Origin of the sequence: Rhizobium sp. ARZ01, from assembly GCF_014851675.1 — a bacterium.
Lineage (GTDB): Bacteria > Pseudomonadota > Alphaproteobacteria > Rhizobiales > Rhizobiaceae > Mycoplana.
On record NZ_JACVAE010000003.1, the window covers coordinates 198,447 to 220,496 of the forward strand.

Genomic DNA, 22,050 nt, shown 5'->3' on the forward strand with positions numbered 1-22,050 from the left:
TTTCTGCCGCGGCGGAAGCGGACTGTCCGGAGCATAGGTTTATCCGCCGATGACGCGCGGATCGACAGGTAACCCGATGGCAACTTTGATGGACAGCGTGGCACAGAGCGGGCCTAGATTGCGACCGGCGATCGGCTCCATTTCCTTGAGCTTTGCAGTCGCGCTGTTTGTGCTGGCAACCGCGAACCAGAGCTTTTGGGCAAAGACGTCGATCTATTTCAGCGGAACGGTGGGGGCCAGGGCGGCTTTGGCGCTAGGGCTGGCTGCGCTTTTTTCCGTCATCTGCATCTCCTTATCCATGCGGTTCCTGACCAAGCCGCTGTTCATCTTTTTGGTTCTCACCAGTGCCGTCGCCTCCTGGTTCATGGACCGTTTCGGCGTGCTCCTGGATGTAGAGATGATCCGGAACGCTGCCGAGACGACCCGGGCGGAGGCAAGCAACCTGATCACGCCGGCCTTCGCCTGGCATATCTTTGCGCTCGGTCTCCTTCCCTCGATGCTGATCCTCTGGGTGCGGGTCGACCATCGGCCCTTTTTTGCCAAGGCCCGCCGGAACACTGCCTTCGTGGTGCCACTACTGCTGATCGCCGCGGTCGCAGCATCGATGCAGATGCGGCTGCTCATCACCACGAGCCGCGAGCATCGCGACTGGCTCGCAAGCCTCAATCCGGTCGCACCGATCGTCAACGTCATTCGCTATGCGGCAAGTAACGGCAATGAGAAGGACATCGTCGTAAAGACGCTTGGGGCCGATGCGCATGTGGTTTCCGACGCGGGGCGCAAGCCGCGGGTGCTGGTAGTCGTCGCCGGCGAGACCGCGCGTGCCGACAATTTCTCGCTCGGCGGCTATCCGCGCCCGACCAATCCGGAACTGACGGCGCGCGATATCACCTATTTTTCGCAAACGACAAGCTGCGGAACGGCAACGGCCGTGTCGCTGCCCTGCATGTTCTCCGTCTATGGCCGTGACGACTTTAGCCACCGCAAGGGCCTGGAGACCGAGAACCTTCTCGATGTCCTGTCCCATGCGGGGCTTGCGGCCGCGTGGTGGGACAACAACACCGGCAGCAAGGGTGTGGCCGACCGCGTGGCCTATCGCTACTTTCCGAACGAACCGGATCCGCGCTTTTGCACGGACGGCGAATGCCAGGATGGCATCCTGCTCGATCGCCTCGTGCCCTGGCTCGACGGCGTGAATAAGGACACTGTCCTCGTCATCCATCAGCTCGGTAGCCACGGCCCGTCCTACTTTGAGCGCTATCCGGAGGCCTACCGGCGGTTCAAGCCGGATTGCCGCACGCCGGAAATTGCCAACTGCACCGACGAGGAACTCATCAACGCCTACGACAACACCATCGCCTACACCGATCATGTCCTGTCGACGATCATCGATGAGCTGAAAAGGCGCGAGGACCGACTGGACGGGTCGATGATCTATATGTCGGATCACGGCGAGTCCCTTGGCGAAAGCGGTCTCTACCTGCATGGCGCACCCTACCTGATCGCGCCGAAGCAGCAGACGCATGTTCCATTCGTTCTTTGGCTCGGTGCCCGGGCCGGGACCTCTATGGACAAGGCCTGCCTGCAACAGCGCGCCAACGAGCCGGCGTCGCACGACAATCTGTTCCACACGGTGCTGGGATTGATGTCCGTGGCGACGACTGTCTACGATCCGGCGCTCGACGTGCTTTCAAGCTGTCGGCCTGCCCGCTCGAGCTGAAGGCGAACTGGACCACATGGACGACGGGACCGCGCCCGATATAGTCTGGGCCAGGATCATAGGGCGCGCTATGGTGCGTTTCGGGAAGGGCGCGGCGTGCGTGTACTGTTGATCGAAGATGATGCGATATTGGGCGAAGCCGTTCGCGACTACGTTGCCGCGGGCGGGCATGCGGTGGACTGGGCACGGAAGCTCGAGGACGCCAAGGTCGCCATCAAGGCGGTCAATTATGGCCTTGTCCTGCTGGACCTGCGCCTTCCCGATGGGAGCGGAATCGCGTTCCTGAAGGGGTTGCGCGAGGCGAACAACGGCACGCCGGTGATCATCCTGACAGCGCATGACCAGATCTCCGACCGAATCGAGGGGCTCAACAGCGGTGCGGACGACTATCTGGTGAAGCCTTTCAATCTTGGTGAGCTGTCCGCCAGGATGCTGGCGGTGGCACGCCGGTACGGCGGCAATGCGTCTCCCATGATACGCCTTGGCGATCTGGAGATCGGCCAGGCCGACCGCCGCATCGTCCGCAATGGCGGCGAAATCGCGCTGTCTGGCCGGGAATGGGCCGTGCTCGACGTGTTGCTCGCCCGTCCCGGCGCCATCGTTTCCAAGGGGCAGATCGAGGAAGCCCTCTACGCCTTCGGCTCGGAGATCGAAAGCAACACGGTGGAGGTCTATGTCAGCCGTGTGCGCAAGAAGGTCGGGCACGACTATATCCTGACCGTCCGCGGGGTCGGCTACCGGCTCGGTATGCAGGCATGAGGGAGCCAAGCATCACCCGTCGGCTGACGCTGTCGCTGGCTGCAGCGCTGACCGGTTTCTGGCTTCTCGCGACCGCGCTCGGCGTCATGGTCATGCAGGACGAGTTCAGCGAGATCTTCGACAGCGCGCTTCAAGAAACGGCGGAACGCTTGCTGGTGCTTGTCGTCGACGACATTGCGCAAAACGACGAAAGCGGAGCGAGTGACAACTACCATGTCGTGATACCCGCATCCGGCAGGGAATATCTGACCTACCAGTTGCGTAACGAGCGCGGCGATGTCCTCTTGCGCTCCCATGACGCGCCGATGACGCCGTTCGATGCGCCGCTGAAGAGCGGCTTCTGGCGTGACGCAACCTACCGCTTCTATACGGCGACACCCGCCGGCGACAGCGGGCTGTATCTGCAGGTCGCCGACGCGCTTGCCAACCGGCGCGAGGCGCTGATCGAAGGCGCCATGGCCCTTCTCCTGCCGGTGCTGTTGCTCGTCCCGGCCAGCATCGCGCTTGTCTGGTACATCGCGCGCCGGACGATCGCGCCCGTCGACACGCTGCGCCAGGCGATTGCCAGCAAGGACAGCGGCAACCTCACGGTGATCGCACGCGAGGGGATGCCGCGCGAACTGTTGCCGATCGTGCGCTCCGTCAACCTGCTGCTGAGCCGGCTGAAAGCCGCACTGGATGCGGAGCGGGAATTTACGGCCAACAGCGCCCATGAACTTAGGACGCCGATCGCCGGGGCGCTGGCGCAGACCCAGGTACTGATCGACGAGCTTGCGAGCGGCCCGAAAAAAGCCCGCGCACGCCAGGTCGAGACCTCGCTGACCAATCTCAGCCACCTGGCGGAAAAACTGCTGCAGCTGGCAAGGGCCGAGGCGGGGGTCGGCGCGGTGGAGACGCCGGTCGACCTGGCACGCGTGCTGGAACTGGTCGTCCTCGATTTCCAGCGTGATCCGGAGGTCGCTGGCCGGTTGCGATTCCACCGGGCCGAAGGCGCATCACTGCGGCGTCCGGCCAGCGAGGACGGCTTTGCGATTGCGTTGCGCAATCTGATCGAGAATGCGCTGGTCCACGGTTGCGCAGATGCGCCGGTGGACATCCGGCTTGAGCGGGACGGCACCGTGAGGATCATCAACGACGGGCATGTGCTCGCGGACTGGGAGCTGGAAATGATCCGCAAGCGCTTCGGCCGCGGCCGGACGTCGGCCTCCGGCTCGGGGCTTGGCATTTCCATCGCCGAGCGGCTGCTTACGCAGATGCATGCGCGGCTTGAGCTCCTGTCCCCGCCCGAAGGGCTGCCGGCGGGGCTGGAGGCGCGGATCCGGTTCGAACCGGATCCGCCTGTTGAAATCACTGCTCGGACAGCTTGATGTCCGGCGTGTACTCCTTGCCCTCGACTTCTTTCACGACTGCCTGGCCGCACTGCATCTGCTTCGTCTCGGCATTGTAGGCGTAAGTCGGCGACCCGTGCAGCGACCAGCCCTTGTTCAGCGCCAGTGTCACCTTGTGACAGAAGGAGGCGTCGTCGGGGCCGGCGAGGAAGCGGTAGACTTTCATGTGGTGCGTTCTTTCTTCGCGATGAGGTCGGCCTTGGCGAGCAGCCGCTTCGCCTGGTCGAGGTGGAGAAGTTCGACCATGCGGCCGTTGAGGTTGATGGCACCCTTGCCTTGGTTCTCCGGCAGCGCGAAGGCTGCGGCAACGGCGCGGGCCTCGGCGGCAGCCGCATCGGGGACGCCATAGGCGCGGTTGGCCGGTTCGATCTGGGCCGGATGGATCAGCATCTTGCCGTCAAAGCCCATCTGCCGACCCTGCTCGCATTCGGCGGCAAGCGGCTCGAGGTCGGTGAAGCCGTTGAAGACACTGTCGATCACGTCGAGGCCGGAAGCACGGGCGGCGACGATCGCCTGGATCAGCAGCGGCACGAGATAGGGCCGGCCGGGGACATCGGCGATGCCGGTGGCAAGGCGCAGGTCGTTAAGCCCGAGCACCAGGCAGTCGAGCCTGCCGCCGCTGGTCCGCCCGATCTCGGCGATTTCCGCAAGGTTCAGGATCGCGGCCGGCGTCTCGATCATCGCCCACAGGCGCGGGCCGTCGTCGGCCCCATGATCGCTCAGCCAGTCGGATACGGCGAGGATGTCCTGCGGCTCGGACACCTTTGGCAGCAACACCGCATCCGGTGCGCAGGCGAGAACCGCTTCCAGATCGTCCGGGCCATCGCTGCTGGAAAGGGCGTTGATGCGGATGATGCGTTCCTGACCCGACGTGCGATCCAGTCCGGCGAAGTGCTGCTTGAGCGCTTCACGCGCCTCGGTTTTCTTCTCCGGCGCGACCGAATCCTCCAGGTCGAAGATGACACCGTCGCAGGCGAGCGACGACGATTTCTCCAACGCGCGAACGTTGCTGGCGGGCACGCTCAGCAGCGACCGGCGCAGGCGGAGGGGGTGGCGATGGGTCAGTGTGTTCATGGCTGCTTTCTGCCTCGCTTTGCGACAATGGGCAAGCGTCCTCGCGCATCATGCGCTACTGCCACGGGTGCGACAGAGTGGTCCCAGATGGAGCCTTGTAATGAACACATTCACTGCCCACATTCGTCGCAGAGAAAGGGTCAATCATGCAAAGCATCCGCTCCATTTTCCTTGCTGCCATCGCAATCGTCATTGCCGCCGCGACCTTCGTCTTCGCCGCTTCGCTCGGCCTGGCGCTGGCCGGTATCGCTTCGGTCGTGATGCTCGGCAGCTGGGTCTCGGCCAGGCTGCAACCGGCGCCCGTGCGGGCCAAGGTCTATGCCCGCGCAAACAAGCCGGGGCAGCGCGAGCCGCGCGTCTGGAACGACGGCCGCGGTACGATCATCGACCTCTGACGGATTACGGGCCGCCGAGCGGTTCACATCGGCGCCCTGCAGGCATTCGTGTGGCCGGTCGATCTGCACGCAGCACAAGATTCTCCTTCATTTCCCGGCGAAACTGATCTAAACGCAGGCCCGGAACGATTAAGCATCGCAATCGAGGTTTACGTCATGGACAAGTTCGTCAAGCTGACCGGCGTCGCCGCGCCACTGCCCGTCGTCAATATCGACACGGACATGATCATCCCGAAGGACTACCTGAAGACCATCAAGCGCACCGGTCTCGGCACGGGTCTCTTCGCGGAGGCGCGCTTCAACGAGGACGGCTCGCCGAACCCGGATTTCGTGCTGAACAAGCCCGCCTACCAGAACGCTTCCATCCTGGTTGCCGGCGACAATTTCGGCTGCGGCTCGTCGCGCGAACACGCCCCCTGGGCGCTGCTCGACTTCGGCATCCGCTGCGTCATCTCGACCTCGTTCGCCGACATCTTCTATAACAACTGCTTCAAGAACGGCATCCTGCCGATCGTCGTCAGCCCCGAGAACCTCGAGAAGCTGATGGACGATGCCAGCCGCGGCTCGAACGCCGTGCTGACCGTCGATCTCGAGGCGCAGGAAATCACCGGTCCGGACGGCGGCCGTATCGCCTTCGAAATCGACGCCTTCCGCCGGCACTGCCTGCTGAACGGCCTCGACGATATCGGCCTGACCCTGGAAAAGTCGGCCGCGATCGACAGTTTCGAGAAGTCCACGGCTGCCACCCGTCCCTGGGCCTGAGGTCTGGCGCGATATGCGTAAGCTGATCTCCTCCGGATCCCCCTTCGAACGCACCGCCGGCTATTCGCGGGCGGTGGTTCAGGGCGACTGGTGCTTCGTTTCCGGCACGACTGGCTATGACTACGCCACGATGACGATGCCGGAGACGGTGGAGGAGCAGACGCGCAACTGCCTCTCGACGATCCGCAAGGCGATGGAAGAGGGCGGGTTCGCGCTCAGCGATGTCGTGCGCTGCCACTACTATGTTACCGATGCGTCCTTCGCCGACATCGTCTTCCCGATCCTGGGCGAAGCCTTCGGCGAGATCCGTCCCGCCGCGACGATGATCGTCTGCGATCTGATCAAGCCCGAGATGCTGATCGAGATCGAAGTCACGGCGCTGCGCCAGCGCTGAACCGAGAATACCCACTAACCTTGTCAAAGAGCCGGACATGCACGATCGCCCACGCGGCGGTTTTCCGCCCATGGCGACAAGCTTTACTTAGACGGGGCACTGAAAGCTGCCTCATCAAAGTACAATTGTGTAGCACCTCTCAGTGCCCTGTTCGGCGGTTTTTGCCCGCGAACTTGGTCCTCTGCTGCTCCCGCCGGTCAAGGGCGGGGCCATGTGTGCCACCCCACGGGCACGTCCGGTGCGCAACTCGGGAAAACCCGCCGTCACCAGAGGGGACCTGTCTCGCAAGCCCCCGATGCAGGGACGTACGGTCCCTTCCCTGCACCAGGCGCCGGTCCCGTCTCGCCGCGACGTCTCGCGGTGTATCCGTTGACGGGACGATGGGCATTCTCGCATTGGAGCGGCGCATGTGGACGTTCGATGGGCAAAAATCCGGAAAGCCTCAAGACACGGCCTTATGAGGGCTCTTGAAAAGTCAAACATAACAATTCGATAACCCACTCATGCATTTCGAACGGGTAGGCAAGACGGACAAGGTGCTGACCTGAATATCCCCGTTGCCGGGGCGCTTCGTCCGCTCCATGCCCCGCGCGGGCGCACTAACGAATTCGTCACTCGAAAAGCCTGCACGAAGTGCTATATGACAATAAAAGGAGTGCTCATGGCCCGCATCGACCAGACAGAAGAATGGCAAAACCGCCATGCCCCCTCGATCAGCACGTTCGAATCGCTGGCGATGGAAGCCTATAGTCATCTGCCGGAAGAGTTTCGCGCGCTGACCGGCAACCTGATCATCGAGATCGCCGACTTTCCGAGCGACGATGTGTTCGAGGACATGGCGCTGGAGACACCCTTCGACCTGCTCGGCCTGTTCGAGGGGCGCGGCATTTCCGAGCGTTTCACGATGGAAACGGGCGAGATGCCGAACCGCATCATGCTCTACCGCCGCCCGATCCTCGATTACTGGGCCGAGAACGAGGAAACGCTGGGCGACATCGTCACCCACGTGCTGATCCACGAGATCGGCCACCATTTCGGCCTCTCCGACGACGACATGGAACGGATCGAGGCCAGCGCGGATCTCGCGGCTGGGTAACCTGTCATTCGCCGGGCATCATCTTCTTGCCGGCGTATTGCTCGTCTGAGACGTGTTCCAGCCAGTCCACTGTGTTGCCGTCCAATGCTTCCTGCAGCGCGATATGGGTCATGGCCGCTTCGGGTGCGGCGCCATGCCAGTGTTTTTCGCCCGGCTCGAACCAGACGATGTCTCCGGCACGGATCACCCGCCGGGGGTGACCCCAGCTTTGCGCGAGCCCCCGACCCGCAGTGACAATCAATGTCTGGCCAAGCGGATGCGTGTGCCAGGCGGTCCTTGCGCCCGGTTCGAAGGTGACGCTGGCTGCGCGCAGGCGGGCGGGCGCCGGGGTTTCGATGATCGGATCCAGGCGGACTCGGCCGGTGAAATAGTCGGGTGAGGGGGTAACCGACGGACGGCTGCCGCAGGGCTCGATCATCATGGTACCTTCTCCTCCTTCGCTGCGGAACGGCAACGCGCCATCCTGCTACGGAAACGGTCGGACGGGAAGGCCGGGCGTGGTGACGCTGCTGGAGAAACCCGGACGTGGGAGGCGTCCGAGTTTCTGAAGGGATCTGGGCTAGGCGACGCCGGTCGGCGACGGGTTCGCCCACAACACGGTTTTCGGCTCGCGGCGGTCCAATGGACAGCCGTCGCAGATTATGGGCATCAGCCCCAGCCTGGCGGTGGGCGGCGCTGGAAGATGAGCGCATCGATCGCCGAACGGATCGCGGCGAGGACGGCCTGTATGTACTGATACATTTCAAGTCCTCCGACCTGGGTTCAGCCGGTTTCTCTTTTCCGGCTCTACACCACCTTGATCGCACAATGCGGAGGGTAAACCTGTTTCCGCGGTGACAGAGCCGCCGGAACGCCGCGCAAAAATCTTTCGCCGCGGCGATTTTCCTTGCATGGAAGTTGCGCTAAGAACCCCGCGAACCCGCCTATCCGCGAACCCGCCTATCCTCGGGCATTTCGACAAGGACAATCCCATGACTGTGCGCAACCTCCTCCTTCTGCCCGGCGACGGCATCGGCCCGGAAGCCATGGCGGAAGTCCGCAAGATCATCGCCTACATGAACGCCGAGAAGGGTGCCGGCTTCGTCACCGACGAAGGCCTCGTCGGCGGTTCGGCTTATGACGCCCATGGTGCCGCGATCTCGGAAGGCGACATGCAGAAGGCGCTTGACGCCGATGCGGTGCTGTTTGGTGCCGTCGGCGGCCCGAAGTGGGACGCTGTTCCTTACGAAGTGCGCCCCGAAGCCGGCCTGCTGCGCCTGCGCAAGGACCTTAAGCTGTTTGCCAACCTGCGCCCGGCGATCTGCTACCCGGCGCTTGCCAACGCCTCTTCGCTTAAGGCCGAGCTGGTCGAGGGCCTCGACATCCTGATCGTGCGCGAGCTGACCGGCGGCGTCTATTTCGGCGAGCCGAAGGAGATCATCGACCTCGGCAATGGCCAGAAGCGCGGCATCGACACGCAGGTCTACGATACCTACGAGATCGAGCGCATCGCCGGCGTCGCCTTCGAGCTGGCCCGCACCCGCAACAATCGCGTCTGCTCGATGGAAAAGCGCAACGTCATGAAGTCCGGCGTGTTGTGGAACCAGGTCGTGACCGAGACGCACAAGCGCGCCTATTCCGACGTGCAGCTCGAGCACATGCTCGCCGACGCCGGCGGCATGCAACTGGTTCGTGCGCCAAAACAGTTCGACGTGATCGTCACCGACAACCTGTTCGGCGACATGCTGTCTGACGTTGCCGCCATGCTGACCGGCTCGCTCGGCATGCTGCCGTCGGCCTCGCTCGGTGCGCCGGATCCGAAGACCGGCAAGCGCAAGGCGCTCTACGAGCCTGTGCACGGCTCCGCCCCCGACATTGCCGGCAAGGGCATCGCCAACCCGATCGCCATGATCGCCTCGTTCGCCATGTGCCTGCGCTACTCCTTCAACATGGTGAAGGAAGCGGACGACCTGGAAAAGGCGATCGCCAACGTTCTCGACCGCGGCATCCGCACCGGCGACATCATGGCCGAGGGCGCTACGCGGGTCGGCACGACCGAGATGGGCGATGCGATCCTTGCCGAGTTCAAGGCGCTTTCCGCCTGACCGGCGATAGACTTTCGAACCCCGTCGCCTCCGGACCGTTCCGGAGGCGTTTTTGTATGTGTCGACTTGAAATTCCAGCTGCTCCGCTCACATCGTCTAGCTCAGTCAAATGGGAGCACGCATGAAGCGACCAACCACATTCAGTGTCTGGATCATTGTCCTGACCGTGACGCTCGTCACGGCGCTGATCCCGCTCGATCCGTACCTGTCGCAGGCCGCGCAGCGATTGCCGGCCAGCATCGTGCACTTCAATAGCAGGATCACCGACTTCGGGAGGTTTCGCTGGATGATCTATGGTTCCGGTGGTCTCGCGATTGTTTCCCTGGTCGTGCATCGCGCAAGCCTCAGTGCGGAGTCGGCCGCGCGCGCAAGGACGGCCTGGCGGCTGTTTTCTTATTTCTTCGTGACGATTGCCGGCGCCAGTGCGCTTGTGAATTTACTCAAGGGGCTGGTCGGGCGGGCGCGTCCGGAACTCTTCGCCGAACTCGGCGCCTATAGCCTCTCGCCCTGGACGGGCAACAACCTGTTTCAAAGCTTTCCTTCCGGTCATTCGGCAGCCGTCGGTTCGTTCTTCGGTGCGTTCGCCATGCTGGCACCGAGATTCCGGCCGCTGTTCCTCGCCGGGGCTCTTTTGATCGGCGTTTCGCGCGTCATCGTCGGCGCACATTATCCGAGCGATGTCGCGGCCGGGCTTCTGGTTGGGCTCTGGTGTGCCGTGATGACGGCGTTCTTGTTTGCGCGCTGGAACATGCTGTTCCGGCTCGATGCCGCCGGCTGGCCGCAACCGAAGATGCTTGGCGAGGAGACGCGCCAGGTGTGACCTGCAGAAACGAAAACCGGCGCGTGTTGCCACGCGCCGGTTGCCATGAACCACTCGTTCGGGGGAGCTCAATCCATGGCGTTGATGTCGCGGTCCTTCGTTTCCGGCAGGAACAGGATGCCGATGACGAGGGTGATCGCCGCGAAGACGATCGGGTACCACAGGCCGTAGTAGATATCGCCCTGGGCCGCGCTCATTGCGAAGGCCGTGGCCGGCAGCAGGCCGCCGAACCAGCCGTTGCCGATGTGATAGGGCAGCGACATGCCGGTGTAGCGGATGCGGGTCGGGAACAGTTCGACGAGCAGGGCTGCGATCGGGCCGTAGACCATCGTCACGTAGATGACGAGGACGGTCAGGACGGCGATGATCTTGGTCCAGTTGACGGCGGCCGGATCGGCGACCATCGCGAAGGCACCGCCATTGGCAATGGTGAAGACTGCCATGTCGTTGACGCCGTTTGCCTCGTCTGCGGTCAGCAGCTTGGCGGCGACAAGGTCCGCACCCGTCATGGTCGTCTTCTCGCCGGCGCGGATGGCCGCGGCATCGAGGGCGAGTTCCGGGTTGGCGGCGACGAAGGCGTCGAGCTTTGCATCCGGAACCTTGGCGGCTGCGCGAACCAGCGGATAGCCGGCATCATGTAGCGCGATGTTGGTCTGCTTTTCGAAGGCGGCGGTCATGGCCTTGGCCTGGTCGCCGGCTGCGATGGCGTCGAAGCTGCTGATGACGGTCTCGCCGATCTTCACGGTTGCCGGCGTGCCGATCGCGGCCGTCGTCACGACGTCATAGGGCACCGAGTTCTTGGTGAGGAAGGCGGTTGCGATGTCGCACGAGGTGGTGAACTTCGCCGTACCGGTCGGGTTGAACTGGAACTTGCAGTCGCCGGGGGCTGCGGTGACGGTCGCGCGGACCGTTGCCTGTGCCTGTGCGAGCGCCGGGTTGCCGGCCCAGGTCAGTGCCTTGAACAGCGGGAAGTAGGTCAGGATGGCGAGCAGCAGGCCGGCCATGATGATCGGCTTGCGGCCGATCTTGTCCGACAGCCAGCCAAAGAAGACGAAGAAGCCGGTGCCGAGAATCAGCGAAGCGGCGACCATGATGTTGGCCGACTGGCTTTCGACCTTCAGCACGCCGGTCAGGAAGAACAGTGCGTAGAACTGGCCAGAGTACCAGACGACGGCCTGGCCGACGACGGCGCCGAACAGTGCGAGAAGCGCGATCTTGGCGTTCTTCCACTGGCCGAAGGCTTCCGAAAGCGGCGCCTTCGAGGTCTTGCCCTCTTCCTTCATCTTCTTGAAGGCCGGCGATTCGTTCATTTTCATGCGGATCCAGACGGACACGCCGAGAAGAACGACGGAGACCAGGAACGGAATGCGCCAGCCCCAGGCGGCGAAGGCTTCCTTGCCGAGGGCGAACTGGACGCCCAGGATGACGACGAGCGACAGGAACAAGCCGAGCGTCGCGGTCGTCTGGATCCAGGAGGTGAAGTAGCCGCGACGGCCGTGCGGCGCGTGCTCGGCCACGTAAGTGGCGGCACCGCCATATTCACCGCCGAGCGCCAGACCCTGCAGCATGCGCAGGACGAGCAGCAGGATCGGGGCGGCGATGCCGATCGAGGCGGCACCGGGCAGGAGGCCGACGAGGAAGGTCGACAGACCCATGATCAGGATCGTCACTAGGAAGGTGTACTTGCGGCCGACGAGGTCGCCGAGGCGGCCGAAGACGAGCGCGCCGAACGGACGGACCAGGAAGCCGGCGGCAAAGGCCAAAAGCGCGAAGATGTTGCGCGTGGCTTCCGGATAAGAGCTGAAGAAGGCCGCGCCGATGTAGACGGCGAGCGAACCGTAGAGATAGAAATCGTACCATTCAAAGACGGTACCGAGCGACGAGGCGAAGATGACTTTCTTCTCCTCTCCCGTCATCGGACGGGCTTTCGCACCGTCAGCAGTCGCGGTGTTGGCCATTGTGAAATCCTCCAATTCAAACGGCTTTCCAGAGCGCCCTTTTCGGTTGACCGCCGATCCTCCTCGGCTGGGCAAACATGGTGCGCATTCTTGCAAGATGGCAGAAAAGCGGCAGAGGCGCTGCTCGGCTTTGGGATTATGACTTTAGTCTAATGCCGATGCGTCAGATCGACGCGAACGTGATCAGCAAGTTGAGCGTTCTCGCCCCCGCGTCCCTTGACTCCGGGGGAAAATCGCTTAATAGCAGCCCCCGGAAAAGGACAACGTCCATGCTTTGCCGCGACTTCATTTTCGCTGACTGCAGCCTCCTGGCGGAAAACGCCGGGCAGGAACGGCGTTCGCCCGCTTCTTCCAAAACTGTGGCCAAAACGACGACGAAAACCGTCTGACGTCTCTGGCCCGCCGCTCTCTCCCCGGCAAGGCCGGGGACCAGAAACCCGCGCCGTGGCTGTCGGGTTTCCCCTCAAGGAACCGAGGAGAGGCAGAGAAAGAGAGCAAATACATGGGTTTCAAGATTGCAGTCGCCGGCGCTACCGGCAATGTCGGACGGGAAATGCTGAACATCCTGGTGGAGCGTGGCTTCCCGGCCGATGAGGTCGTGGCGCTCGCCTCCAGCCGCTCGGTCGGCACGGAAGTCTCCTACGGCGACAAAACGCTGAAGGTGCACAATCTCGAAACCTACGACTTCTCCGACACCGACATCTGCCTGATGTCCGCCGGCGGCGCGGTGTCGCTGAAGTACTCGCCGAAGATCGGCGCCCAGGGCTGCGTCGTCATCGACAACTCGTCGGCCTGGCGCTACGACGCCGAGGTGCCGCTGATCGTGCCGGAAGTGAACCCGGACGCGATCGCCGGCTTCACGAAGAAGAACATCATCGCCAACCCGAACTGCTCGACCGCGCAGCTCGTCGTCGCGCTGAAGCCGCTGCACGACCGCGCCACGATCAAGCGCGTCGTCGTCTCGACCTACCAGTCGGTGTCAGGTGCGGGCAAGGAAGGCATGGACGAGCTGTTCAACCAGACACGCGCCGTCTTCGTCGCCGACCCGATCGAGAGCAAGAAGTTCACCAAGCGCATCGCCTTCAACGTCATCCCGCACATCGACGTGTTCATGGAAGACGGCTACACGAAGGAAGAGTGGAAGGTGCTGGCCGAGACGAAGAAGATGCTCGACCCGAAGATCAAGGTCACCTGCACGGCCGTGCGCGTGCCCGTGTTCATCGGTCATTCGGAGTCGGTCAACATCGAGTTCGAAAAGGAAATCACCGCCGAGGAGGCGCGCGAGATCCTGCGCGAGGCGCCGGGTTGCCAGGTGATCGACAAGCACGAGAACGGCGGCTACATCACGCCTTACGAATCGGCTGGCGAGGACGCGACCTACATCTCGCGGATCCGTGAAGACGCGACGGTCGAGAACGGTCTCAACCTGTGGGTCGTCTCGGACAACCTGCGCAAGGGCGCCGCGCTGAACACCATTCAGATCGCCGAGTTGCTCGTCAACCGCGGACTGATCAAGGCGAAGAAGCAGGCAGCCTGAGCGCAATAGCGGAAGTACACGAAAATAAATGTCCCGCCTCCACCGTCAGACGGGTGCGGGACGTTTGCCTTGATCGAGACATCGGGGCGGGTTTGATGCCCGGCAATCGTCTGACGGCATTGGCATGTTGCGGTAGCAAAGCGATTCGAGATCTTGGAGTTGATTTGATGGGCTTGATGAAAAGGATGTTTCAGGGGTTGGCGGCGGTTGCACTGACGGCGGCCATCCCTGCGGTGGCGGCGGCCGCGCAATGCGGCAACAACGCAGCCGGTTTTCCTGCCTGGGTAGACGAGTTCAAGGGCGAAGCCGCCAGCAATGGCATCAGCCCGCGCACGCTCGACAGGGTCTTCGCCGAAGTCGGCTACAACAAGGCGACCATCCGCGCCGATCGTGGTCAGAAGAGCTTCAAGCTGTCGCTGGACCAGTTCATGCAGAAGCGTGGCGGACAGACGATCATCAACCGCGGCAAGGGATTGCGAAAGCAGAATGCCGCTCTGTTTGCCCGTATCGAGAGCCAGTACGGCGTCCCGGCCGGCCCCTTGATCGCAATCTGGGGCATGGAAACCGGCTTCGGCGGCTTCCTGGGCAAGGAGCACACGCTTTCGGCCGTGGCCACGCTCGCCTATGATTGCCGGCGTTCCGAGTATTTCACCAATCAGCTCTACGCGGCGCTGAACCTCGTGCAGAACGGCACGCTCAGCACGCAGGCGCGGGGTGCCGCCCATGGCGAGATCGGCCAGACGCAGTTCCTGCCCGTCAACGTCCTGAAATACGGTGTGGACGGCGATGGCGACGGCCACATCGATCTCGTCCGCTCAAAGGCAGACGCGCTCGCTTCGACCGCAAATTTCCTGCGCGGTCACGGCTGGAGCGCCGGCGCTGGCTATCAGCCGGGTGAGGCAAACTTCGCCGCAATCCAGGGCTGGAATGCAGCCAACGTCTATCAGCGGGCGATCGCCATCATCGCCGCGGAGATCGACGGCGAATGACGCCAACGGATCGCCAGTACTAGAGAAACGGCAAAGCACCGGGCTCGGGGCCTTGCCAATGCCTTTCTTGCCTCCTCAATTTTTTCGAATAGCTTCGATAAATCCGTCATGCCGGACCTGATCCGACATCCAGCGTACTCAAAGTATTGAGCGCAAAGACGCTTTCGCGCCGTGGACACGGCGCGGCGCGGCTGGACCCGGATTAAGTCCGGGGCGACGGAAGAGAGGCTGTTTTCGGTTAGGAACGTTTGTCAGCAGTCTGACCTGGCAACGCGTGGGGCGTTTTCACATTCCGGGCCGGCCGAAGTCGCCGGTCTTGGCATCCATGATCCAGAGTTCGCCGGTGGAGATGTCGAACCAGGCGCCGTGCAGGTTGAGCTTGCCGCGCTGTTCGAGAATCTGGACGCACGGGAACGTCCTGAGGTTGGCGATGGAGTTGCGGATCGAGACGCGTTCCAGCGCCCGCTGGCGCTCGGCCGCGGTCATCACGTCATTGCTCTGGATCTGTTCGGCTGACGGCTTCAGCAGGTTCATCCAGCGGCCGATGAAATCACCCGGTGACAGCGGCTCGGCATCCAGATCGAGCGCGGCCTTGATGCCCCCGCAGCGGCCATGGCCCATGACGACGATGTCGGAGACGCGCAGCGACTGAACGGCGAATTCGAGGGCGGCCGAGGTCGAATGATAGTGACCGTCCGGCTCGTAGGGCGGCATCAGATTGGCGACGTTGCGCACCACGAAGAGTTCGCCGGGGCCGCAATCGAAGATGGTTTCCGGGGCTGCGCGCGAATCGCAACAGGCAATCACCATCGTCTTCGGTTTCTGGCCGGTCTCGGCAAGCCCCTTGTAGCGCTGCTGCTGCTCGCTGAAGCGCCCTTCCATGAAGTTCTGGTAGCCGGTCAGAAGGTGGTCAGGAAAGCGATGCATCTGGTCGATACTCCCGTACGATGACGAATGAGTAGAAAGTGCGAAAATGCTCTATCGGGCATGGCCCGGGAGCGCAACCCTGACATTTTCATCGTCCGCACCCTTGTGCCGACACGACCGGCGTTCGCCTCCCGGCCGCTCACCGTGTTCGTTTCGCACCGGGATGGACGAGGCGGCGCATCTGCACCATGGCCATCGGCGTTGACAGGCTCGAAGCGTCCTGCTCGAGGGTCAGCTCGTCTGCACCGCGCTTGGAACTGCGTGCGACTATTTCGAAAACGCTGGCGGTGGCAAGGTGCAAGGCCCGCTCTTCAGGCAGGCCGTCGAGCAGCCGCGACAGGAAGAGTGCGGCGACGAGATCGCCCGTACCGTTCGGCGGATTGGGCACTTGCCGATGCTCGGCAAGCAACGCCGTGCGTCCGGACAGATAGAGATTTCCGGTGCTTCCCGCCATCATCGGTACGGCCGAGGTGACGAGCATGCGTGATGGTCCAAGCGACAATGCCGCCTCCATGATCGCGGCATTCGTCTCAAGCGGCGCTCCGGCAAGCCATGCGAGTTCGAAACGGTTCGGGGTCGCGACCGAGGCAAGCGGCAGGAGTTCGTCCCGTATCGCCTCGGCCGTGGCGAGCGGCACATAGAGGCCGCCCTCGTCGCCGCAAACGGGATCGCAGAGATAGTGGATGTCCGGGTTCTCGGTCTTGAGGGCGCGCACGAGGCGGGCAATCGAGGCCGCCTGCGCGGCATCGCCAATATAACCGGTCAGTACGGCCTTGATCTCACCACGCCATGGGGCCCGTATCAGGTCGTCGATGAGTGCATCGAAATCGGCTGCGTCGATTGCAACGCGCGTCGCCCGGCCATGTCCGGGATGCCAAGGAAGGATGACGGTGGGAACGGCCCAGACAGGATGGCCGAGCGTTTCCAGCGCGAAGACGACGGCACGGTTTCCTACCGTTCCGCGCACGACATGGCTCGATATGACAAGGACCGCGCCCTTTTCACCTTCGATCATTCGATGCTTCCCCGCGTCTGACTTGTCGATCATTTCCATTGGACCATGCATCGACGGTCTGCAAGAAAATGTTGTGCGGACGGTAAAATGCGCTCTCCGGCGGGCCGAAAACTGGGTTGGGATAGATTTCGGACAAAGCAGAAATGCGCGAAATCCGCGCTTTTTGACCGGATTTTTCAAGATTTTCCCGATTTTTTGCGGGATTTGCCGCCAGTTTTGGGTTTTATTGGACAAAATCGATTGAATTCAGCCGAATAGCGACAAAAACCTCGCGGGGAGAATTTCTCTTCTGATAGGCTCCTGACAACCATTTTGGGGGAGTTTCATGACAACGCGCAGCAGCAATACCAGGCGAGAGAAACAGATCGAAGCGGCAACGGTCGCCGCGGTGAAGCGAGGAGAGAAGTTCATCGATCCCGCGATCCTGTTCGGACGCGCCAGCAACGACGATCTCGACATCTATAGCGCCGAGATGCTGGCAGCGACCGCCGCTCACGCCTATTCCGAGATCTTTGCTTGGGATGGTTGCGAACCGCGCGTGACGGTCACCAATATCGCCGTCGCCTCGCAAGGAACGCCGGTCTCGATCCTGTCGGTGAGCGACCGTAACCAGCCCTTCCTGTACGACTCGGTGATGGGGGAGGTGACGAGCACGCACCGCGACATCCATCTCGCGGTCCACCCGATCCTGGTGATCGAACCGGACCAGGAGCCAAAACTCTTCTCTCCGGACGAGGCCAGTGATCCGATCCATCGCGTCAGCCACATCGAGATCCATCTCTCCGCCCTGGGCGCATCCGAGGCGGCAGGTCTGATCGAGCGTATCCGCCACGTGCTCTCCCAGGTGCATCTGGCTGTTGGCGACTGGAAGCCGATGATGGACACACTTGCGCTTGCCGTCGCGGAGATGGGGGCGAACGGGTCCACACGCCGTCAGGCCGACAAGGATGAGGCCATTGCCTTCCTGGACTGGCTGCGCGACAACAACTTCACCTTCCTCGGGATGCGCGAGTACACTTATAGCGGAAAGGGTGAAAAGGCCCTGGTCGAGCGCGGCACGGGCAAGGGGCTCGGCATCCTCTCCGATCCGGATGTGCGGGTGTTGCGGCTCGGCAAGGACGCCGTGACGACGACGCCCGAAATCCTCGCCTTCCTCGAGGGGCCCGAATTCCTGATCGTCACCAAGGCGAACGTGCGCTCGGTCGTCCACCGCCGCGCCTACATGGACTACATCGGCGTGAAGCGCTTCGATGCGGACGGCAACGTCACCGGTGAACTCCGGATCGTCGGCCTGTTCACATCCACGGCCTACACCCACGCCGCCTCGCAGATTCCGCTGCTGCGCTCCAAGGTCCAGGCGATCGTCGACCACTTCGGCTACGATCCGCAGAGCCATTCCGGCAAGATGCTGATCAACACGCTGGAAGCCTATCCGCGCGACGACCTCTTCCAAATCGATACAGGGCTGCTTGCGACGTTCTGCGAACAGATCAACGAGCTCGGCGATCGGCCGCGGATCCGCGTGCTGCCGCGCATCGATCATTTCGACCGCTTCGTCTCGGTCATCGTCTACGTGCCGCGCGAACAGTATGATTCGGACGTGCGCGAAAAGATCGGCGCGTACCTCAAGATGGTCTATGACGGGCGCGTCTCCGCCTACTATCCGGCCTTCCCCGAGGGCGGGCTGGCGCGCGTCCACTTCATCATCGGCCGCTCCGGCGGCAAGACGCCGCGCATCCCGCAGAAGAAGCTCGAACTGGCGATCCGCGACATCGCGACCCGCTGGAGCGACCGCTTCGAGGCGCTGGCCGGAGTCGATGCGACCAAGCTGATCGCACCCCAGGCCTATCAGGAGGCCTTCACCCCGGCGGAAGCCCACGCCGACCTTGGCATCTTCGAGGCGGCGACCGAGGCCGACCCGATCCACATCGCCTTCTACCGCAAGGCCGACAACACCGACACGAAGACGCTCGAGCTGAAGATCTTCCATGCGGGCGACGCCGTGTCGCTCTCCCGGCGCGTGCCGCTTCTGGAAAATCTCGGCTTCAACGTGGTGAGCGAGCAGACGCATGACATCGAGGTCGTGCAGGAGGACGGTTCGCGGCGCCTCGTCGTGCTGCACGACATGGAACTGCGCCATCGCGACGGGCTGGACATCAACCTGCCGAAGCTGGCAGGCGTTCTGAAGGAAGCCTTCCTGTCGGCCTGGCACGGCCGCACGGACGACGACACCTTCAATCGACTGGTGATGACGGCCGGCCTCGATGCGCGCGAGATCATGGTGGTGCGTGCCTATGCGCGCTACCTGCGACAGACCGGGATCGCCTATTCGCAGGACTATATCGCCGATACGCTGAACAAGTACCCACTCATCGCCGCCGACCTGTTCCAGCTATTTTCGACGCGATTTGACCCTGGTATTGCCGAGCGCAAGCGCGACAAGCGCGGGGGCGAACTCTCCACCAAGATCGAAGAAGCGCTGGCCGGCGTGCCAAGCCTCGATGAGGACCGGATCCTGCGCCGCTACATCAACGCGATCCAGTCGACGCTCCGGACGAACTACTTCCAGCGCGACGGCGAGGGCCAGCCGCTTGCCACCCTTGCCTTCAAACTCGACCCGCAAGCGCTCGAAGGTCTGCCGGACCCAAAACCCTTCCGCGAGATCTTCGTCTACGGGGCAGAGGTCGAGGGCGTGCATTTGCGCTACGGCCGCGTCGCCCGTGGTGGTCTGCGCTGGTCCGACCGCGCCCAGGACTACCGCACCGAGGTGCTAGGGCTGGTGAAGGCACAGCAGGTCAAGAACTCCGTGATCGTGCCGGTCGGCGCGAAGGGCGGCTTCTATCCGAAGCAGCTGCCGGTCGGCGGCAGCCGTGATGCCGTCTTCAACGCCGGCAAGGAAGCCTACAAGACCTTCATCCGCACTCTGCTTTCGGTGACCGACAACATCGAGGGGCAGGACGTCGTGCCGCCGCGCGACACCGTGCGGGTCGATGGTGACGATCCCTATTTCGTCGTCGCCGCCGACAAGGGTACGGCGACCTTCTCCGACACGGCGAATGGGCTTGCGCAGGAGGCCGGCTTCTGGCTGGACGACGCGTTCGCCTCCGGCGGTTCGGCCGGCTACGACCACAAGAAGATGGGCATCACCGCACGCGGTGCCTGGGAGACGGTGAAGCGGCATTTCCGCGAGATGGATATCGACATCCAGAAGACGCCGTTCTCGGTCGTCGGCGTCGGCGACATGTCGGGCGACGTCTTCGGCAACGGCATGCTCCTGTCGCGCAAGACGCGGCTGATCGCCGCCTTCGACCACCGCGACATCTTCATCGATCCGAGCCCGGATACCGAACTCTCCTTCGCCGAGCGCAAGCGCATGTTCGCGCTGCCGCGTTCGAGCTGGCAGGATTATGACCGCGCCGCCCTTTCCAAGGGTGCGATGATCATCCCGCGCACGGAAAAGTCGGTGACGTTGACGAGCGAGGCGATGGCCGCGATCGGCATCGACAAGCAGAAGGCGACGCCGTTCGAGATCATGACCGCGATCCTCAAGGCGCCGGTCGACCTCCTCTGGTTCGGCGGCATCGGCACCTATGTCCGCGCCGCCAGCGAAACGGATGCGGAAGTGGGCGACCGCGCCAACGACGCCATCCGCGTCACCGGCGAGGAGGTGCAGGCCAAGGTGATCGGCGAGGGCGCCAACCTCGGCGTCACCCAGCGCGGCCGCATCGCCTTCGGCTTGAAGGGTGGACGGTGCAATTCGGATGCGATCGACAACTCCGCCGGCGTCAACTCCTCCGACGTGGAGGTGAACATCAAGATCGCGCTCGCCTCGGCCATGCGCGAGGAGCGGCTGACCCGGCCGAAGCGCAACACGCTGCTGGCCTCGATGACCGACGAGGTCGCCCACCTCGTGCTGCGCAACAACTACCTGCAGTCGCTGGCGATCTCGCTCTGCGAACGGCAGGGCCAGGCGAACCGGACCGGACTGTCGCGGATGATGACGCGGCTGGAGGCGGCCGGACAGCTGAACCGCAAGGTCGAGATGCTGCCGAGCGACCAGGTGATGGACGAGCGCTATCGCGCCGGCAAGCCGCTGACGCGGCCGGAGATCGGCGTGCTTCTCTCCTATGCCAAGCTCGTGCTCTTCGACGAGATCCTCGACAGCGACCTGCCGGACGATCCCTATTTCGAGCCGACGCTCGTCGGATACTTCCCGGCGAAGATGCAGCGCACCTATGGGCAGGACATCCGTTCGCACCGGCTGCGTCGCGAGATCATCGCGACGATCCTGGCAAACGGCGTGATCAACCGCGGCGGGCCGGCCTTCGTCAGCCAGTTGACCGACGGCACCGGCTATTCGAGCGCCGACGTCGTCAAGGCGGCCATGCTCGCCTTTGAAGGCTACGAGCTGTTTCCGCTATACGCTGCCGCCGATGCGCTCGACAATGCGATTGCCGGTTCGGCGCAGAACGAGGTCTACGAGGATCTCGGCCGGATCTTCTCCAATGCCACGGCCCTTCTCTTGACCACCGGCGCCATCAACGCGCCGATGGAGACGGCCGTGCACAAGCTGAAGCAGGCCCTCAAGCAGCTACGGCCGCATCTTGCCGGGCTGATGCCCGAGGCCGCCCGCGAGGAACTGCGCCGCAAGGCGCTGTCCTTCGAGGACAAGGGCGTGCCCGAGCAGCTTGCGGGCGAGATCGCCGATTTGCTCGCCATGAGCTTCGTTCCGGAGATCATGCTGATTGCGACGCAAACCGCCGACAATCTCGTACGCACCGCGCAAACCTATGCCGGCATCAGCGAAACGCTCAACGTCGGGGCGCTTCTCGGTGCCGCCGGGCGCGTTCCGACGACGGACCTTTACGAGTCGCTCGCACTGGCCCGCAACCTTTCGGACATCGCCAATGCGCGGCGCGAACTCACCATGTCGGTGCTCGCCAAGCACAAGGGCGACAAGAACCCGCTTTCGGCCTGGCGCTCGGCCGACGCCGAGCGGCTGGGCATGGTGACGGGACGCCTGGGTGCGTTGACCGAGGCGGGAGAGGCGACGCTTGCGAAGATCTCCGTCGCCGCGGGCGTCCTGAGCGACCTTGCACACGGCCGGGCAAGGTGAGAAAGTCCCGCCGGGC

18 protein-coding genes are annotated in these 22,050 nt (G+C 63.2%); 12 read left to right on the forward strand and 6 right to left on the reverse strand.

What is annotated here, in order from left to right:
- Positions 1 to 76: 76 nt before the first annotated feature.
- The 3 genes from IB238_RS18345 to IB238_RS18355 all read left to right on the forward strand — a co-directional run bounded on the left by IB238_RS18345 (position 77) and on the right by IB238_RS18355 (position 3,846).
- Complete coding sequence (locus IB238_RS18345) at positions 77 to 1,720, forward strand: phosphoethanolamine--lipid A transferase (RefSeq protein WP_246723720.1); 1,644 nt, start codon at positions 77 to 79, stop codon at positions 1,718 to 1,720.
- A gap of 96 nt (positions 1,721 to 1,816) precedes the next feature.
- Complete coding sequence (locus tag IB238_RS18350) at positions 1,817 to 2,479, forward strand: response regulator transcription factor (protein ID WP_192250239.1); 663 nt, start codon at positions 1,817 to 1,819, stop codon at positions 2,477 to 2,479.
- On the forward strand, positions 2,476 to 3,846 hold the full coding sequence (locus IB238_RS18355) for a HAMP domain-containing sensor histidine kinase (RefSeq protein ID WP_192250242.1): 1,371 nt from the start codon (positions 2,476 to 2,478) through the stop codon (positions 3,844 to 3,846). The genes IB238_RS18350 and IB238_RS18355 overlap by 4 nt, the downstream gene beginning before the upstream one ends.
- On the opposite strand, the gene IB238_RS18360 is transcribed toward IB238_RS18355, so the two are convergent.
- Both IB238_RS18360 and IB238_RS18365 read right to left on the reverse strand, forming a co-directional pair.
- Positions 3,827 to 4,033 (reverse strand): DUF1737 domain-containing protein, encoded by a 207-nt coding sequence (locus IB238_RS18360; protein ID WP_192250245.1) that lies wholly within the window; start codon positions 4,031 to 4,033, stop codon positions 3,827 to 3,829. The genes IB238_RS18355 and IB238_RS18360 overlap by 20 nt on opposite strands.
- Positions 4,030 to 4,941: a CoA ester lyase gene (locus IB238_RS18365; protein WP_192250248.1), complete on the reverse strand. Its 912-nt coding sequence runs from the start codon at positions 4,939 to 4,941 to the stop codon at positions 4,030 to 4,032. The genes IB238_RS18360 and IB238_RS18365 overlap by 4 nt, the downstream gene beginning before the upstream one ends.
- Positions 4,942 to 5,087: 146 nt before the next feature.
- Between IB238_RS18365 and IB238_RS18370 the strand changes: the two genes are divergently transcribed.
- The 4 genes from IB238_RS18370 (at position 5,088) to IB238_RS18385 (ending at position 7,588) form a co-directional block, all read left to right on the forward strand.
- Complete coding sequence (locus IB238_RS18370) at positions 5,088 to 5,336, forward strand: hypothetical protein (protein WP_192250251.1); 249 nt, start codon at positions 5,088 to 5,090, stop codon at positions 5,334 to 5,336.
- Positions 5,337 to 5,492: 156 nt separating this feature from the next.
- On the forward strand, positions 5,493 to 6,098 hold the full coding sequence (gene leuD, locus IB238_RS18375) for a 3-isopropylmalate dehydratase small subunit (protein WP_192250253.1): 606 nt from the start codon (positions 5,493 to 5,495) through the stop codon (positions 6,096 to 6,098).
- Between the two features lie 13 nt (positions 6,099 to 6,111).
- Entirely contained in the window at positions 6,112 to 6,492 is a 381-nt protein-coding gene (locus IB238_RS18380) for a RidA family protein (RefSeq protein WP_192250256.1), read from the forward strand.
- Between the two features lie 661 nt (positions 6,493 to 7,153).
- Positions 7,154 to 7,588, forward strand: coding sequence for a metallopeptidase family protein (locus IB238_RS18385; protein ID WP_192250259.1), 435 nt, complete (start codon positions 7,154 to 7,156; stop codon positions 7,586 to 7,588).
- A gap of 4 nt (positions 7,589 to 7,592) precedes the next feature.
- On the opposite strand, the gene IB238_RS18390 is transcribed toward IB238_RS18385, so the two are convergent.
- Entirely contained in the window at positions 7,593 to 8,009 is a 417-nt protein-coding gene (locus IB238_RS18390) for a cupin domain-containing protein (RefSeq protein ID WP_192250262.1), read from the reverse strand.
- A gap of 550 nt (positions 8,010 to 8,559) precedes the next feature.
- Here IB238_RS18390 and leuB point away from each other — a divergent pair.
- Together leuB and IB238_RS18400 are read left to right on the forward strand one after the other, a co-directional pair.
- The gene (leuB, locus tag IB238_RS18395; protein WP_192250265.1) at positions 8,560 to 9,672 is read left to right on the forward strand and encodes a 3-isopropylmalate dehydrogenase; all 1,113 of its coding nucleotides are present in this window, start codon (positions 8,560 to 8,562) and stop codon (positions 9,670 to 9,672) included.
- A gap of 121 nt (positions 9,673 to 9,793) precedes the next feature.
- The gene (locus IB238_RS18400) at positions 9,794 to 10,492 is read left to right on the forward strand and encodes a phosphatase PAP2 family protein (RefSeq protein ID WP_192250268.1); all 699 of its coding nucleotides are present in this window, start codon (positions 9,794 to 9,796) and stop codon (positions 10,490 to 10,492) included.
- Between the two features lie 68 nt (positions 10,493 to 10,560).
- Here the strand turns inward: IB238_RS18400 and IB238_RS18405 are convergent, their stop codons facing one another.
- A complete protein-coding gene (locus IB238_RS18405; RefSeq protein ID WP_192250271.1) occupies positions 10,561 to 12,450 on the reverse strand; it encodes an MFS transporter in 1,890 nt (629 codons plus the stop codon).
- 502 nt (positions 12,451 to 12,952) lie between these two features.
- On the opposite strand from IB238_RS18405, the gene IB238_RS18410 reads away from it, so the two are divergent.
- Together IB238_RS18410 and IB238_RS18415 are read left to right on the forward strand one after the other, a co-directional pair.
- The gene (locus IB238_RS18410) at positions 12,953 to 13,987 is read left to right on the forward strand and encodes an aspartate-semialdehyde dehydrogenase (protein ID WP_192250273.1); all 1,035 of its coding nucleotides are present in this window, start codon (positions 12,953 to 12,955) and stop codon (positions 13,985 to 13,987) included.
- Positions 13,988 to 14,163: 176 nt separating this feature from the next.
- Positions 14,164 to 14,976 (forward strand): lytic murein transglycosylase, encoded by an 813-nt coding sequence (locus tag IB238_RS18415; RefSeq protein WP_246723721.1) that lies wholly within the window; start codon positions 14,164 to 14,166, stop codon positions 14,974 to 14,976.
- Positions 14,977 to 15,261: 285 nt separating this feature from the next.
- Here the strand turns inward: IB238_RS18415 and IB238_RS18420 are convergent, their stop codons facing one another.
- Together IB238_RS18420 and pdxY are read right to left on the reverse strand one after the other, a co-directional pair.
- A complete protein-coding gene (locus tag IB238_RS18420; protein ID WP_192250279.1) occupies positions 15,262 to 15,903 on the reverse strand; it encodes a carbonic anhydrase in 642 nt (213 codons plus the stop codon).
- A 139-nt stretch (positions 15,904 to 16,042) separates the two neighbouring features.
- On the reverse strand, positions 16,043 to 16,918 hold the full coding sequence (gene pdxY / locus IB238_RS18425) for a pyridoxal kinase PdxY (RefSeq protein ID WP_192250282.1): 876 nt from the start codon (positions 16,916 to 16,918) through the stop codon (positions 16,043 to 16,045).
- A gap of 325 nt (positions 16,919 to 17,243) precedes the next feature.
- Between pdxY and IB238_RS18430 the strand changes: the two genes are divergently transcribed.
- Complete coding sequence (locus IB238_RS18430; RefSeq protein WP_192250285.1) at positions 17,244 to 22,034, forward strand: NAD-glutamate dehydrogenase; 4,791 nt, start codon at positions 17,244 to 17,246, stop codon at positions 22,032 to 22,034.
- The last annotated feature ends 16 nt before the right edge of the window (positions 22,035 to 22,050 follow it).